This window comes from Streptomyces sp. Y20 (genome assembly GCF_043195475.1).
Classification (GTDB): domain Bacteria; phylum Actinomycetota; class Actinomycetes; order Streptomycetales; family Streptomycetaceae; genus Streptomyces.
This window is the reverse complement of sequence record NZ_JBIDDP010000001.1, coordinates 541,330-557,220: the sequence shown is the minus strand read 5'-3', so window position 1 is coordinate 557,220 and position 15,891 is coordinate 541,330. Positions and strand designations below refer to the sequence as shown.

Below are 15,891 nucleotides of genomic sequence, written 5' to 3'. Positions count from 1 at the left end.
CGCCTTGTCCTCGTGAGCCGTTGGGTGCCTGACAGGGTCGGTCAGCCCAGGTTGTCGCCCCACAGGGACTTGTCGTCGCTCTTGACGCTGGACACGCCGCCATAGGTGCCGCCGTCGACGGTGACCAGCGGAGCGGGGAGCTGGTCCTCGAGCAGACCTGGACGGACCCGGACGAGGGTGCTGTCGTGGTCGGTCCTGCCGGGCTTGAACGTCTTCCCGTCGATCGCCGCCCTCAGGTAGTACAAGGCGTACTTGGCGTACAGGTCGGCCGGCTGGGAGACGGTGGCGTCGACGGTGCCGGCCGCGATGTCCTTGAGTTCCTCGGGGATGCCGTCGTTGGACACGATGAAGACGTGCTTCTTGTCCTTCGGGCCGGCCGATAGGCCCTTCTGCCGTAACAGCTGGAGCGTGCCCGACAGGGCGAAACTGGACTCCATGTAGACGCCCTTGATGTCCGGGTTGGCGGTCAGATCGGTCTGGAGCTTCTGAGCGGCGACCGCGCCGTCCCAGTTGGTGGCCTCACCGAGCACCTTGACGCCGGGGTAGTTCCTCTTCATGCAGTCGTTGAACGCCTCGGTGCGGTCACGGCCGTTGATCGAGTCGAGGCCGCCCTCCAGCATGACGACCTTGCCCTTGCCGTTCAGTTTCGTGCCGAGGAACCGGCAGGCCTTCTCGCCGTATGAGCGGTTGTCGGCCCGCACCACCATGAACACCTTGCCGCTGTCGGGGCGGGTGTCGATGGTGACGACGGGGATCTTCTTCGCCTCCAGCTGCGCCAGCGTCGGCCCGATGGCGGCCGTGTCCTGGGGTGCCATCGCGATGCCCTTCACGCCCTGGCTGATGAACGTCTGCGCGTCGGCGGTCAGCTTGGCGACGTCGTTCTGCGAGTTCGCCGTCCTCAGCGACAGGCCCAGCTGCGCGGCGTACTTGGGCGTGTACGTGATGTACGAGTTCCAGAAGTCGGTGTCGGAGCGCGGGTAGTCGACACCGACCAGCGGCGCGCCGCTCGACGCGGACGCGGTGCCGGAGCCGCTGCTGCAGGCGCTGAGCAGCGCCAGGACGGACAGGGCCGAGGCCGTGGAGCAGAGAGCGGTTCTGAGTCTCATCGGTACTTCCTCGCGCTGGTCCCGGGGCGGGCGGGAGATGGTGTGCAGGGAGACAGCTGTGTGCCGCCGCATCGAAGAGATGGGATGTATGTATAGGCGGCAGTTGAGGTGCTGTCTAGGTGGCGAGAGGAAGTACCGGGATGGAGACGCGTGTGCAGAACCGCAGCAGTGACCCGGTGGCTGAATCAATCCCATCAATCAGAGGTGATGGTGTCGGCGCCCGGGCCCACTGCCCGGGCCCGGCGGGCCGGGCAGTGGGGCTACGGAAGCGGCACCGACCTGCTGTGGTCCGTCACGGCGCTGCGACTCTCACACCGGCATGACGAGCAGCTGCGGCGGGCGCGCTCGCGGCCTGCGGGTTCCGGCCGGCGCGTACGGCAGCCCGGGCAAGGCTCAGTGGTTGAACGTCAGGCGCGGGGACGCGTTGCGGGCCAGGCTGTGGGCCTGGTCGGGCCACCAGGTGCCGGCGGGCGGGTCGACGATGCCGTACTCGGGGTCGATCGTGCCGCCGGTATTGCGCGTGCAGCTGCCGTCGGACTCACCGGGGGTCTTTATCCACAGGTAGGCGTCGACGAGCGGGACGCCCGTGTCGGCGGTGGGGCGCGGCCCGAGCCCGCGGCCGGGCGCGTTGCACCAGGTCTCCGGGTCCCCGTCGTACCTGCCCGGTTCCGGGGTCCAGGCGCCCAGACCGTTGCGGCTGGTGTCGATCACGAAATGACGCAGGTCGCCGGCCGGCGGGGTGCCCACGTTCTGGTCGAACCAGGCGTCGGTCCACCGCCAGGTGGTGGGGTCCGCGGGGGAGACGGCGTTGCCGGGGGCTCCGTCATTGGGGGCGGCGGACGAGTAGTACTGGCTGGCGCACCAGTCGGTGTGGCCGCGTGCCTGCTCGGGGCCCTCGGTGGCGAACCACATGCACTTGGCGATCCAGGTGCCGTACCGGGCGTTGTGATCGGTGGGGTGGGTGTTGGACACGTTGAGGGCGAAGCCGTCCGCGTACTGGACCCCGGCGTCCCCCAGCCGCTGCGCGATGTCGCCGACAGCCCGCCATTGCACGTTGCCGGCGTCCAGGTAGACCGCCGTGCGGGGCCGGGCCTTCAGGGTCTTCACGGCGTAGGCGAGATCGGCGATGCGGGCGGCCGTGAGTTCACCGGTTGGGTCGGTGGAGGGCCCGCAGTCGCTGGGAAGGTTGGCCAGGCCGTCGGGTTCGACGACGATCACCGCCTTGTCGTCGCCGACGCCGGCGGCGAAGGCGTCGATCCACTGACGGTAGGCGGCGGAGGATGGGGCGCCGCCGCTCGAGTACTGGGAGCAGTCCCGGCCGGGTATGTCGTAGGCGACCAGGACAGGGGTCCGGTCGACGATCCTGGCCCGCCGGACGAGCTTGTCGACCTTGACGCGGACCTCGTCGGGCGTGCCGCCCGTGAACCATGCGGCCTGCGGCCAGCTCGCGACCCTCGCCATGTTCGTCGCGTCCTCGATGTCGCCGTTCCTGAAGTCGACGAGGGCCTGCGTCGCGGCCTTGCTGTGCGGGTCCACGTAGAACTTCGTGGCCGGGGTGACCACGGCCCGCGTGGGCGCGGCCTGCGCCTGCGTCGCGATGAGGGCGCCGCAGGCGGTGATCGCCGCGACGACGGCGCCCGCGCGGCGCCGTGGGCTGCGTGCTGGCATGACTGCTCCTGGAAGGTGGGGGGTGCGGGAGACGGTGCCCGTGGCATGGTCGCGGACCGGGGCGGGACCAGGCCCCGGGAGCCGGGATCAGTAGCCGTAGACCATCTTGTAGGCGATCTCGGGGAGGAACTGGCCGGCCGAGGAGCCGGCTCCGGCACCGCAGTTGCCGTCGGACTCACCCGGCGTCTTGATCCACAGCAGCATCTCGGCACCCCCGCCCAGCCGGGTGGGCGTGCCGATACGGCGGCCCGCGGGGTTGCACCACTGGCCGTTGGAGCCGTTGCCGTTGCGGCTGGTGTCCACGACGAACGGCTTGGTGTAGCCGTAGCGGGCGCGCAGCTCACTGTTGACGGCGTTGCCGTAGGCCGTGTTCTCGGCCGTGGTGAAGTAGTTGGAGACGTTGAGTGAGAAGCCGTGGGCCTGTCGGAGGCCGGCCCCGTTCAGTCGCTGGGCCATGTCGGCCGGGCCGGCCCAGCCCGGGTTGCCGGCGTCGAGGTAGACCCAGCTGCTGGGGGCCTGGCGGCTGAACTCGGCGAGGGCACCGGTGAGCATGCCCTCGCGCTCGCGGATCTGAGCCTGAGTCATGCAGCCGTAGTCCCCGAGGGAATCCGGTTCCAGGACGACGACGGCCGGGCGGTTGCCGATACCGCCGGCGAACTGGGCGATCCAGTCTGCGTAGGCGGACGGCGAGGCGGCTCCGCCCGCGGAGTGCCCGCCGCAGTAGTCGCGGTTGTAGATGTCGTAGGCGACGAGGACGGGCAGCTTGTCCGCCGAGTCCGCGGCGCCCGCGTACGCACCGGTGGCGGTGCCGATGGTGCCGCTCCAGGAACCGAACCAACGGGCCATCGGGATGTCGGCGACAGCGGATCTGATCGCGGGCGCCCGGCCGTCGCCGGGGTTTGCGGCGACCCACCGCTTCGCGCTGGAGTTGGGGTCCACGTAGAACCCGCTGGTCATGGTCGTCGGGTCGGCCGCGTGGGCGGCCGGTGCGACGGCGAGCGCCAGCGGCAGGGCGAAGAGCGCTGCCACCAGGGGGCGGAGTCTGCGGCGCATGGCTGTACCTCGGTTTTCCTGGCAGGGGTGCGTCGCGCGCCCTCGTCCCGGGCGTGCGGCGAGCTGTAGGAAGTGCGGTGGTACGGCATCCCCTGGTGCGGCGACGGGCTCTTCGGCGGGGACGACACGTGCGGGGTTCGGCGGTTCCCTATGGGAGCGCTCCCACCTGGAAGCGTTTCCATAGGATGAGGACCTCGGGTGTGACCGGTATCGTGTGGCGTCCCTCGGGGGCGTGTCAAGTGTGCGAGCATGCGCCGTCCGTACCGCGAAGGGAACGCGGGTCCACTTCACTGGAAGCGCTCCCAGTGCTCGGCCGCTGCGAAGCCCCGGTCCCTGGCCGCCTCTCCCGCCGGGCGGCTGGCGGCCGCGTGGGGGAGGGTGAGATGCTTCCCGCCCGGTCGGCAGGGGGAGGCTCGGGGTTCATGGCAGAGGATGTGCCGCGTCGGCAACCGACGCTCGACGAGGTGGCTGAACTCGCGGGCGTATCCCGTTCGGTGGCCTCGCGGGCCCTGAACCAGGCGCGGCACGTGAGCGGGGCCAAGCGCGAGGCGGTCGAGCGTGCGGTCCGGCAACTCGGCTACGTGCCCAATTCCACCGCCCGGGCGCTGGCCACCCGGCAGACGGGGGTGGCCGCCCTGGTCGTCTCGGGAGAGGATCCTTCGATCTTCGCCGATCCGTTCTTCGCCCAGGTGATCGTTGGGGCGTCGGCCGCTCTGGAGGAGGCCGACCTGCATCTGATGCTGTGCCTGGCCGCTTCCGACCGGGGCCGCGAACGGGTGGAGGAGCTGTTCCGGTCCAAGGGCGCCGACGGCGTGATGCTGATGGCGCTGCGCGAGGGCGATCCGCTGGCCCGGATGGCCGAGGAGGCGAGGATGCCCGTCGTGTTCGGCGGACGCCCGGTCGGTCCGGCACCCCGGTGGTACGTGGACGTCGACAACGTCGGCGGGGCCCGCGAGGCCACCGAGTACCTGATCTCGGTCGGCCGGTCCCGCGTGGCCGCCATCTGCGGACGGCTGGACACCGAGGCCGGGCGCGCCCGTTACCGAGGGTACCGGGACGCCATGCTGGCTGCCGGCCTCCATCCGTTGCCGCCGCAGGAGGGGGATTTCACCGAGCGCAGCGGGGCCGTCGCCATGGCCGAACTGCTGGTGAAGCACCCGGACGCGGACGGGGTGTTCGCCGCCAACGACAACATGGGGGCGGGAGCGCTGCGCACGTTGCGCGGGGCCGGCCGGATGGTCCCCGACGACGTCGCCGTGGTCGGCTTCGACGACCTGACCGTCGCCCAGGCGGCCGATCCGCCGCTCACCACGGTTCATCAGCCCATACAGGCCCTCGGACGGGAGATGGCGCGCATGCTGGTCGCGCTCGTCAACGGGCAGGACCCCACCCCGCTGATCCTGCCCACCCGGATGGTCGTCCGCGCCAGCGCCTGACGGCCGCGCCCCGCACCGCCGCCGAACGCCGACACGTCGTCGCAGAGGCGGCCCCGGTGCAATGGCTTCTTCGCCACGTCGTGCGCAAGAGAGGCGGATCGATTCCACGCAAGCGCTTCGACAAATGCTGCGACCGGTGGAGTGCGTGGCCCATTCCGTGCTGCTAGGCGAGGGGGGCGCCGACGCGGGGCGGCGGGGCCTTTCGCACCGGCCCGTCCGTCAGCAGGGTATGGCGGCTCCGTACCTGTTCACCGGCACGACGGACGGCCATCGAACAGTCCGGCGCCGGCACGTGGGCGGACCGGGCGACCCACCGCGAGCGGCCGGTGGAAGGATCGACCGCGAACCGCCTCGCGACGTCACCCCCACCGTTCGAGCGTGCCGATCGGTCCCGAACCGCGGGAATCAGCCGTCGAATCGATTCCGCGACAACGTTCGCGGCAAGGGACTCCGCGCCCTTGACAGCCCGTGGACCCCGAGAGCACCGTCTCCCCCCGAAACATCTGTGCAATCTCGCTGCGAAATCGGCACCTTCAAGCGCTTCCGGATCGTCAGCGCCACCGCCATGTCACGAACGGGTCGCGCCGGCACGGTAGGGAGATCAGATGGGAACCATACGTTCAAGGCGCCACCTGCCGTCCGGACGCAGGGGCGTGCAACGGTTGCGCGCGGCGGTACGGCTCCGTGCGCGGCCGCACGGCGTGCCCGACCGGGCGCATGTCCCTCCGCGGGCGCGCCCGTCCGGCTCCTGGCGGAAACTGTTCACCCGGGCGGGGGCCGTAGCCGTGCTCCTCGCCGGCGCGCTGGCCGGCGCCACCGCCACGGCGGGTACGGCCGGTGCCGACACGTCCGGGCCGTGCGACATCTACGCGGCAGGCGGTACGCCCTGTGTGGCGGCGCACAGCACGACGCGAGCGCTGTACGCCTCGTACAACGGGCCGCTCTACCAGGTCCGGCGTGCATCGGACAACAGCACCCGGAACATCGGCGTACTGAGTGCGGGCGGATACGCCGACGCGGCCGCGCAGGACTCGTTCTGTTCGGGGACGACCTGCCTCATCACGATCATCTACGACCAGTCCGGCCGCAACAACAATCTCACCCAGGCACCCGGGGGCGGTGCCGCCGGCGGCCCCGACAACCTCGCGAACGCGACGGCCGCGCCCACCGTGGTGGGCGGCCACAAGGCCTACGGCGTCTTCGTGGCGCCCGGCACCGGTTACCGCGACAACCACACCAGCGGCATCGCGACCGGGGACAACCCCGAGGGCATGTACGCCATCTTCGACGGCACGCACTACAACGGCGGCTGCTGCTTCGACTACGGCAACGCCGAGACGGACAGCAACGACGACGGCAACGGCACCATGGAGGCCATCTACTTCGGCAACATCAAGGTCTGGGGATACGGCTCGGGCAACGGCCCCTGGATCATGGCCGACCTGGAGAACGGCCTGTTCTCCGGGGTGAACCAGCACTACAACGCGAACGACCCGACCATCAGCCACCGGTACACGACCGCAGTCGTCAAGGGCGGCCCGAACCACTGGGCGATCCGTGGCGGCAACGCGCAGTCGGGCGGTCTGTCCACCTTCTACGACGGACCGCGTCCCAACGTCGCGGGCTACAACCCGATGCGGAAGCAGGGCGCCATCATCCTGGGCATCGGCGGCGACAACAGCAAGGGCGCCCAAGGCACCTTCTACGAGGGCGTGATGACCTCCGGCTACCCGTCGGACGCCACCGAGAACGCGGTGCAGGCCAACATCACCGCGGCCGGATACAGCAACTCCTCCGGCGGGACGAGCACCGGTGCGCTGCACGCGGTGGGGGCGGGCAAGTGCTTGGACGTGCCGGACTCGTCCACCGCGGCCGGTACCCAGCTGCAGATCTGGGGCTGCAGCGGCGGCGCGAACCAGACCTGGACCCGCACGTCCTCCAATCAGCTCACCGTCTACGGCGGCAGCAGCCAGATGTGCCTGGACGCGTACGACAACCAGACGTCCGCCGGGACCAAGGTGGTGACCTGGCCCTGCAACGGCGGTGCCAACCAGCAGTGGCAGCTGAACTCCGACGGTACCGTCACCGGCACCCAGTCCGGACTCTGCCTCGACGTCACCGGCGCCTCCACGGCCGACGGTGCCCTGGCCGAACTCTGGCCGTGCAACGGCGGATCGAACCAGCAGTGGCGTCTGAACTGACCTGACCGGGTCCGGCCCCGCCACTCCGTCCGACTTCGCCGCCCTCGGCGTCGACGTGCAGATCACCGGACTCGACATCGCCCGGACGCCGCCGACGGCCACGTCGACACCGTCAAGGCCGGTATGAACGTCGCCCGCTGCACCGGGTCGCCCGACCGTCATGGGTCGCTGTCCCGGATGCCCGGGAGGCATCGTCTCGGCACCGACCCCGCGCTGGAACGTCAAGTGAGGTGATCGGCGCCCCGCGCGCGCTCCGCCACCGGATCGGCGGACCGGAACGGCGGGATCGCCGACCACTCCGAGGACCGGCACACCCGCGCCCGGCACGGCGGCCATCGCCGGGCGCGGGTTTCGCCATGCCGGCACAGCAACCTGATCGGGCAAATACATGGGATGGATCGTGTTCCGGCGGTGAAAGACGTGCCTATTGACAGCGGGATACACGTATGGAATCACTATTTACATGGGATGTCTGAGGCTCGCGTAGGCGTTCTCGACCGTCCCGGCCCCTTCGGACAGGCACGGCACTCTCTGTCCCCTTCCCTCCCCGTACGCGAGGAACAGAATGCAGCCTTCATCCGTTTCGCCCCGGTGCCTCGCGGCCCTTGCACGACGCTTACCGACGGCTGCCGCCGTATGTGTGACGGCACTGCTGGCCATGCTGCTGGCGACCGCCCCGTCATGGCCGGCACCCGCGTCGGCGGCGACCCTGGTGAGCTCGGCGTCGGGGCGCTGCCTGGACGTCAGGGGCAACGTCGACACGCCGGGAACGGTGCTGGAGATCTGGGACTGCAACCAACAGGTCAACCAGGCGTTCGAGTTCACGTCGGCGGGTGAGCTGAGGACGATGAACGGCACCCGGTGTGCGGACGCCTACGACAACCGTACGGCTCCCGGCGCCCCGGTGGTCATCCGGTCGTGCGACGGGCGGCCGACGCAGGTATGGCGACTGAACTCCGATCGATCCGTCACCGGTGTGGCGTCCGGATTCTGCCTTGACGTCAACGGGGCGGGAACGGCCGACGGCACCGCGGTCGTCCTGTGGACCTGCAACGGCCGAAGCAACCAGAGGTGGAGCACCCCGGCGACACCTCCGCCCCCGTCCGGTGGATCGGGCCCGTGCGACATCTACGCCGCGGGTGGTACGCCGTGCGTGGCCGCGCACAGCACGGTGCGAGCGCTCTACGGTGCGTACGACGGCGCCCTGTACCAGGTCAGGCGCTCCTCGGACAACGCGACCAAGGACATCCGCGTGCTGGCGCCCGGCGGCTTCGCCGACGCGGCGGCGCAGGACTCGTTCTGTGCCGGCACCTCATGCGTGATCACGGTCGTCCGCGACCAGTCCGGACACGGCAACGACCTGTGGTACCAGGGCTCGGCCCAGGTGCCGGGATCGAGTCGGAGCAGTCCCGCGAACGCGACTGCCGAGTCGCTGACCGCCGGGGGCACCAAGGCGTACTCGCTGTACATCGATCCCGGGAACAGCTACTGGCGCGACGGTCACCTGACGGGCGTGCCGACTGGTACGGCACCCGAAGGGGCCTACATGGTGACCAGCGGCACCCACGTCAACGGCGGTTGCTGCTTCGACTACGGCAACAGCGAGACGAGCCGGAAGGCCGACGCCGCCGGGGCGATGGACGCGATCAACTTCGGTACGGAGTGCTGGTTCGGCAGCTGTTCGGGAAGCGGTCCCTGGGTGCAGGCCGACCTCGAGTGGGGCCTGTACTCCGGGGGCAGCCAGTCCTGGAACCCCGGCCAGCGGGCCTTTCCCAGCAGGTTCGTCACCGCGATGCTGAAGAACAACGGGACGTCGAGGTTCGCCCTCAAGGGCGGCAACGCGCAGTCCGGCGGCCTCACCACCCTGTGGGACGGCGGGCTTCCCGGCGGATACAGCCCCATGAAGAAGCAAGGAGCCATCGTCCTGGGGAGCGGTGGCGACTGCTGCAAGCCCGGCGGCGGCGCCAACCTGAGCGCCGGCACCTTCTACGAGGGAGCGGTCGTCGCCGGTTACCCCTCCGACGCGACCGACAACGCGGTGCAGGCCGACATCACAGCAGCCGGCTACCGCTGAGGGTCTTTCTCCGGTGCGGGAGGTGGCGGTACCTCCGGATCGCCCGAGGTACCGCCACGGGGGCCCGCCCCGTCACCACGCACGCTCCTTCTCCGCGGCGCCGCACAGACCGTGGCCGTCGCACGATCCCGCTCGTCGGCGGACGCGCTGAACGTGGCCCGTCCTCCCAACCCGGCCAGGAGTCGATGAATGATGCCCGTGACCACTGCCAGAGCCAGGCGACAGTTGCCGCCCTCCCCGAAACGGTCCCTGCTCAGGACGTTGATGCTCGCGTTCTCGGTCGTGCTGCTCGCCGCGGCCGCCCCCCTCCTCGCCCCCGGCGCGGCGCAGCCCGCCGCCGCGCTGGGCAACGGGCTGGCGATGACACCGCAGATGGGCTTCAACGACTGGAACGCGTACGGCTGCGATGTCTCCGAATCGCTGATCAAGTCCACCGCGCGGGCCATGCACACCAACGGCATGCAGGCGGCGGGCTACTCGTACGTCAACATCGACGACTGCTGGATGACCCACAACCGCGATTCCGGTGGCCGTCTGGTGCCGGACCCGGCCAAGTTCCCCGACGGCATCAAGGGCACCGCGGACTACGTGCACTCGCTGGGGCTGAAGCTGGGGATCTACGAGGACGCCGGCACCGCGACCTGTGCCGGGTATCCGGGCAGCCTGGGCCACGAGAGCACGGACGCGCAGTCGTTCGCCTCGTGGGGCGTGGACTATCTGAAGTACGACAACTGCAACAACACGGGGGCGCCCGCGCGCACCCGGTACACCGCGATGCGTGACGCCCTGGCGGCCACCGGCCGGCCGATCCTGTTCAGCCTGTGCAACTGGGGCCAGGACAACGTGTGGACCTGGGGCGCGGGCGTGGGCAACAGCTGGCGCACCACCGGGGACATCACCCCCAGCTTCTCCAGCATGCTGTCGATCTTTCACAGCAATGTGGGGCTGGCCTCCTACGCCGGTCCCGGCCACTGGAACGACCCGGACATGCTGGAGGTCGGCAACGGCTCACTGTCGGCCACCGAGAGCCGCAGCGAGTTCAGTCTGTGGGCGGAGATGGCCGCGCCGCTGATCGCGGGTACCGACATCCCCTCGGCCAGTGCGGACACCCTGTCCACCCTGACCAACTCCCGGGTGATCGCCGTCGACCAGGACCCCCTCGGCAAGCAGGGCACCATGGTGTCCTCCTCGGGCGGCCTGGACGTGCTGGCCAAGCCGCTGGCCAACGGGGACGTGTCGGTGGCGCTGTTCAACGAGACGGGCTCGACGGCGACCATCACCACCACGGCGGCCGCGATCGGGAAGACGGGGGCGTCCGCATACACCCTGACCGACCTGTGGTCGGGGACGTCCGCGACCACCTCCGGCACGATCAGCGCCTCGGTACCGGCACACGGCACGGTGATGTACCGGGTCGCGGGCGGCACCAGCGGCGGCGGCACCAGCGTGACCGGCGAGCTGCACGCGGTGGGCGCCGGCAAGTGCCTGGACGTACCGAACTCGGCCACGACCGCCGGCACCCAGGTGGAGATCTGGGGCTGCAACGGCGGCGCCAACCAGACCTGGACGCATTCCGCGTCCAACCAGCTCACCGTCTACTCCGGCAGCGGCCAGATGTGTCTGGACGCCTACGACAACCGGACCACGCCCGGGACGAAGGTGGAGATCTGGCCGTGCAACGGCCAGACCAACCAGCAGTGGACGCTGAACTCCAACGGCACGATCACCGGTGTCCAGTCCGGCCTGTGCCTGGACGTCACCGGAGGGGCCACGGCTGACGGAACCCTCGCCGAGCTGTGGACCTGCAACGGCAGCGGCAGCCAGCGGTGGACGCTGGGATGAGTCCGCTTCCGCGCCTCGGCCGGGCCCTCCCGCGGGGCTGCCGGCCGCGCGCGGCCGGGCGCCCGCGCATCGACCACCCGCAGCTCCGGCGCCGTCGTGAGGCGGCACCGCCACAGAGGAGGCCTTCATGACCGAAGCCGTCCGTCGCCGGCGAAGGCGATGGAAAGCCGTGCTCCTCGTCGCCCTGGCGATGGCCGTGGCCGTGTTCGGCGCCCCGGCGTTCGCCACGTCCTCGCGGCCCGGTAGGACCGCCGTGGTCCACCCGGCGGTCCAGCGCGCGGCGGCCGCGTCGCTTCCGTGCGACATCTATGCCGCGGGCGGTACGCCGTGTGTGACGGCGCACTCCACGACCAGGGCCCTCTTCGCGTCGTACGACGGGCCGCTGTACCAGGTCCAGCGGTCCTCCGATCACGCTTACCGCGACATCGCAGTGCTGGGAGCGGGCGGGTACGCCGACGCGACGTCCCAGGTGTCGTTCTGCTCGGGCACCTCGTGCACGATCACGAAGATCTACGACCAGACCACCCAGCACAACGACCTGCCGACCTCCTGGGGCGGCTACTGGAAGGGACCCGGCCCCAACGGCTCCGACGTCGGCGCGGACGCCATGGCCCTGCCGGTGACCGCGGCCGGCCACCAGGTCTTCGGTGTCAAGGTCGAGCCCGGTGTCGGCTACCGGATCGACCACGCCAAGGGCGTGGCCACCGGTTCCCAGCCCGAAGGCGTCTACATGGTCACGTCGTCGAACTACACGAACCAGTGGTGCTGCTTCGACTACGGCAGCGGTGAGAACTCCCACACCGACACCGGCAACGCCACCATGAACGCCATCTACTGGGGCAACGCCTGCTGGTTCAACGGATGCACCGGCAACGGCCCCTGGGTCGAGGCCGATCTGGAGAACGGCATGTACCACACCAGCACCGGCTCCAACAAAGACCCCGGCAACACCGGCGTGCACTTTCCGTTCGTCAGCGCGTGGCTGAAGAACAACGGCACCAGCAACTTCACCCTCAAATACGGCAACGGCGCCGGCGGCGGCCTGACCACGACCTTCTCCGGTCCCTTGCCAAGCGGCTACTCACCCATGAAACTCGACAATTCGGTCCTGCTCGGCACCGGGGGCGACAACAGCGTCTCGGGTTCCGGCGAGTTCTTCGAAGGCGCGATGACGGCGGGCTATCCGTCCGACGCCACCGAGAACGCCGTGCAGGCCGCCGTCACCGCAGCCGGCTACGGGGTGGGCAGCGGCAGTGGTGACACCACGGGTGCGCTGCGCGCGGTGGGTGCGGGCCGGTGTCTGGACGTGCCGGGCGCGTCCACGACACCTGGTGCGCAGACCCAGATCCGGGACTGCACGGGCGCGGCGAACCAGACCTGGTCGAAGACCGCCTCCCAGGAGCTCACCGTGTACTCCGGCGGCAGCCGGCTGTGCCTGGACGCCTCCGGCCGGGGCACCGGCCCCGGCACCAAGGTCATCACCTGGACCTGCAACGGTCAGGCCAACCAGCAGTGGAACGCCAACACGGACGGCACCCTCACCAACCCCCGGTCCGGTCTGTGCCTGGACGTGACCGGGGCCGCCACCGCCAACGGCACCCCCGTCGAACTGTGGACCTGCAACGGGGGAGCCAACCAGCAGTGGTCACTGGGCTGACCTCATGGGAGGCCCGCGCCCGACGCCGGGGCGGACCGGACCCCGGTCCCGGCTCGTGACCGCGCCGCACCGCCCGAGCAGGGCAGCGGTCCCCGTCCCTCACGTGCGCCCCAGCACCCCGGACATCGTCCAGCAGGCACCCGGCGCGGCGGCGGGCGGCCTCCTACTGCCGGCGCGGCAGCCCGACGGCTCCTACGCGTTCCGGAACCGGAACAGCGGCCGCTGCCCGGATGTCTACGGCGCCGGCAGCAATCCAGCCAGCAGCTCGACCCGTGGCCGTGCAAGAACAGGCCCGGCACGAACCAGGACCTCCTCCGCTGACCGCACAGCCATCGGGTCCTGCCGCCGGAACCGCCAGACCGGCCACGGGACACCTCCGACCTGCGAAAGGAACACACCGTGTCAGCATTCAGACGGCTGTTGCGGCGCCTGCGCGCCTCGACGGCCGTGCTCGCGGGCCTCCTCCTGACCGCCGGCGGCCTCGTGGCCACGGCCGCCACGCCGGCCCAGGCCGCCACCTCCATCACGATCGACGGCGCATCCGGCGGCCGGACCTTCGACGGCGTCGGCGCGATCAGCGGCGGAGGCGGCAACAGCAGGCTCCTGATCGACTATCCCGAGCCCGAGCGCGGCCAGATCCTCGACTACCTGTTCCGACCCGGTTACGGCGCCTCCCTGCAGATCCTCAAGGCGGAGATCGGCGGTGACACCAACTCCACCTCGGGGGCCGAGCCGAGTCACCAGCACACCCGGTCCGATCTGAACTGCGACCGGGGCTACGAGTGGTGGCTGATGGAACAGGCCAAAGCGCGCAACCCGAACATCAAACTGTACGGGCTCGCCTGGGGGGCGCCCGGCTGGATCGGCGGCGGGAACTTCTGGTCCACCGACATGACCGACTACCTGCTCTCCTGGCTGGGCTGCGCCAAGCAGCACGGGCTGAGCATCGACTACCTCGGCGGGTGGAACGAGCGAGGCTACAACGTCTCCTGGTACGAGCAGCTGCGCAGCGCGCTCAACAGCAACGGCTACGGCAACGTCAAGATCGTCGCGGCTGACTCGGACTGGAACGTGGCGAACGACGTCAACTCCAACCCGGCGTTCGCCGCCGCGGTGAGCGTCATCGGCACGCACTATCCCTGCGGCTACCGGTCGTCCCAGTCCAACTGCTCGGTGCCGTCGGCCGCCACATCATCCGGCAAGACGCTGTGGGCGAGCGAGAACGGCTCGGACGACTACAACGGGGGAGCGCAGGCCGTGGCCCGCGGCATCAACCGCGGATACATAGACGGCCGGATGACCGCGTACCTCAACTGGCCGGTGGTCGCCGCCATCACGCCCAACATCCCCTACCCCACCATGGGGCTCGCCCTGGCCTCGCAGCCCTGGTCCGGCCACTACTCGATCGGAAAGAACGCCTGGGTGATGGCACAGACCAGCCAGTTCACCGCCCCGGGCTGGCACTACCTCGACGCCTCCAGCGGCTACATCGGCGGCAACCGTAACAACGGCAGCTACGTCTCGCTCAAGTCCACGAACAACTCGGACTACTCCACGGTCATCGAGACGATGGACGCCGGCAGCGCCCAGACACTGAACTTCAACGTCACCGGGGGACTGTCCACCAAGACCGTCCACGTCTGGTCCACCGACGTCACCTCCGGCAACCCGGCCGACTACTTCGTCCACGCCACGGACATCACCCCGTCCGGCAGCGGCTTCAGCCTCACCGTCCAGCCCGGCCGCGTGTACACCCTGACCACCACGACCGGTCAGGGCAAGGGCACCGCCACCGGCCCTGCCCAGGGCAAGCTGAAGCTGCCGTACAGCGACTCCTTCGACAGCTACGCCACCGGCACCGAGGCCAAGTACCTCATGGACTGGCAGGGTGCCTTCGAGGCGGTGGGCTGCGGCGGCGGCCGCGGCGGCAAGTGCGTGCGCCAGATGAGCCCGCAGAAGCCGATCACCTGGGACGCGCTGACCGATCCACACACCTTGCTCGGTGACGTGAGCTGGGGCGACTACACCGTCTCCTCGGACGTCATGCTCGAACAGCCCGGATACGCCGAGTTGATCGGCCGTGCGGGCGGGCACGACTACGACCGCACCGGAGGGCTGAACGCCTACCACCTGCGGGTGAGCGACACCGGGGCCTGGTCGATCCTGAGCTCGAACACAGGCGGCAACGTCTCCACCCTGGCGCACGGCACGACCGCGGCGCTGGGCACCAACCGGTGGCACACCCTGGGCCTCACCTTCTCCGGCACCACCATCACCGCCGTCATCGACGGTGCCACGGTCGGTTCCGTGACCGACCGCACCTTTGCCGCCGGGCAGATCGGCTACGCGACCAGCCAGGGCGAGACGGCGCAGTTCGACAACCTGTCCATCACTCCCGGCAGCGGCGGCAACGACGGCGGCACGACCGGCACGATCGTCGGGGCCGGTTCCGGCCGGTGCGTGGACGTGCCGAACCAGTCGCAGACGGCCGGCACCCAGGTGGAGCTGTGGGACTGCAACGGTGGCAGCAACCAGCAGTGGACGCAGACCTCCGCCGGTGAGCTGCGGGTCTACGGCAATGACTGCCTGGACGCCTCGGGGCAGGGCACCAACCCCGGCACCAAGGTGGACATCTGGGACTGCAACGGCGGAAGCAACCAGAAATGGACGATCCACGCCGACGGCACGATCACCGGGGCCCAGTCCGACCTGTGCCTGGACGCCACCGGGGCGGGGACGGCCAACGGCACCCTGCTGCAGCTGTGGACCTGCAGCGGCAGCGACAACCAGAAGTGGACGCGCGACTGATCCGGTCGCCGGCTGACGGCACCGACTCCCGCACCACGTCCGCAAC

General features: G+C 70.1%; 9 protein-coding genes. 6 read left to right on the top strand and 3 right to left on the bottom strand.

Translation table 11 applies throughout. The features are described from left to right. Positions 1-41 precede the first annotated feature (41 nt). The 3 genes from ACGFT1_RS02290 to ACGFT1_RS02280 all read right to left on the bottom strand — a co-directional run bounded on the left by ACGFT1_RS02290 (position 42) and on the right by ACGFT1_RS02280 (position 3,827). Entirely contained in the window at positions 42-1,106 is a 1,065-nt protein-coding gene (locus tag ACGFT1_RS02290; RefSeq protein WP_373907123.1) for a sugar ABC transporter substrate-binding protein, read from the bottom strand. Positions 1,107-1,499: 393 nt separating this feature from the next. Further along, a complete protein-coding gene (locus ACGFT1_RS02285) occupies positions 1,500-2,774 on the bottom strand; it encodes a glycoside hydrolase family 6 protein (RefSeq protein WP_373907122.1) in 1,275 nt (424 codons plus the stop codon). Positions 2,775-2,861: 87 nt separating this feature from the next. Further along, positions 2,862-3,827, bottom strand: coding sequence for a glycoside hydrolase family 6 protein (locus tag ACGFT1_RS02280; RefSeq protein ID WP_373907121.1), 966 nt, complete (start codon positions 3,825-3,827; stop codon positions 2,862-2,864). Positions 3,828-4,249: 422 nt separating this feature from the next. Here ACGFT1_RS02280 and ACGFT1_RS02275 point away from each other — a divergent pair, with 422 nt between their 5' ends. From ACGFT1_RS02275 to ACGFT1_RS02250, 6 genes are all read left to right on the top strand, one after another. Beyond that, positions 4,250-5,263, top strand: coding sequence for a LacI family DNA-binding transcriptional regulator (locus ACGFT1_RS02275; RefSeq protein ID WP_373907120.1), 1,014 nt, complete (start codon positions 4,250-4,252; stop codon positions 5,261-5,263). Between the two features lie 605 nt (positions 5,264-5,868). Next, complete coding sequence (locus tag ACGFT1_RS02270; protein ID WP_373907119.1) at positions 5,869-7,464, top strand: arabinofuranosidase catalytic domain-containing protein; 1,596 nt, start codon at positions 5,869-5,871, stop codon at positions 7,462-7,464. A gap of 658 nt (positions 7,465-8,122) precedes the next feature. Further along, positions 8,123-9,538 carry an arabinofuranosidase catalytic domain-containing protein gene (locus ACGFT1_RS02265; RefSeq protein WP_373907649.1) on the top strand — a complete coding sequence of 472 codons (1,416 nt, stop codon included), beginning with the start codon at positions 8,123-8,125 and terminating at the stop codon, positions 9,536-9,538. Between the two features lie 264 nt (positions 9,539-9,802). Next, complete coding sequence (locus tag ACGFT1_RS02260) at positions 9,803-11,380, top strand: RICIN domain-containing protein (RefSeq protein WP_373907648.1); 1,578 nt, start codon at positions 9,803-9,805, stop codon at positions 11,378-11,380. A gap of 127 nt (positions 11,381-11,507) precedes the next feature. Further along, positions 11,508-13,037, top strand: coding sequence for an arabinofuranosidase catalytic domain-containing protein (locus tag ACGFT1_RS02255; RefSeq protein WP_373907118.1), 1,530 nt, complete (start codon positions 11,508-11,510; stop codon positions 13,035-13,037). 399 nt (positions 13,038-13,436) lie between these two features. Continuing rightward, positions 13,437-15,845 carry a ricin-type beta-trefoil lectin domain protein gene (locus ACGFT1_RS02250; protein ID WP_373907117.1) on the top strand — a complete coding sequence of 803 codons (2,409 nt, stop codon included), beginning with the start codon at positions 13,437-13,439 and terminating at the stop codon, positions 15,843-15,845. The last annotated feature ends 46 nt before the right edge of the window (positions 15,846-15,891 follow it).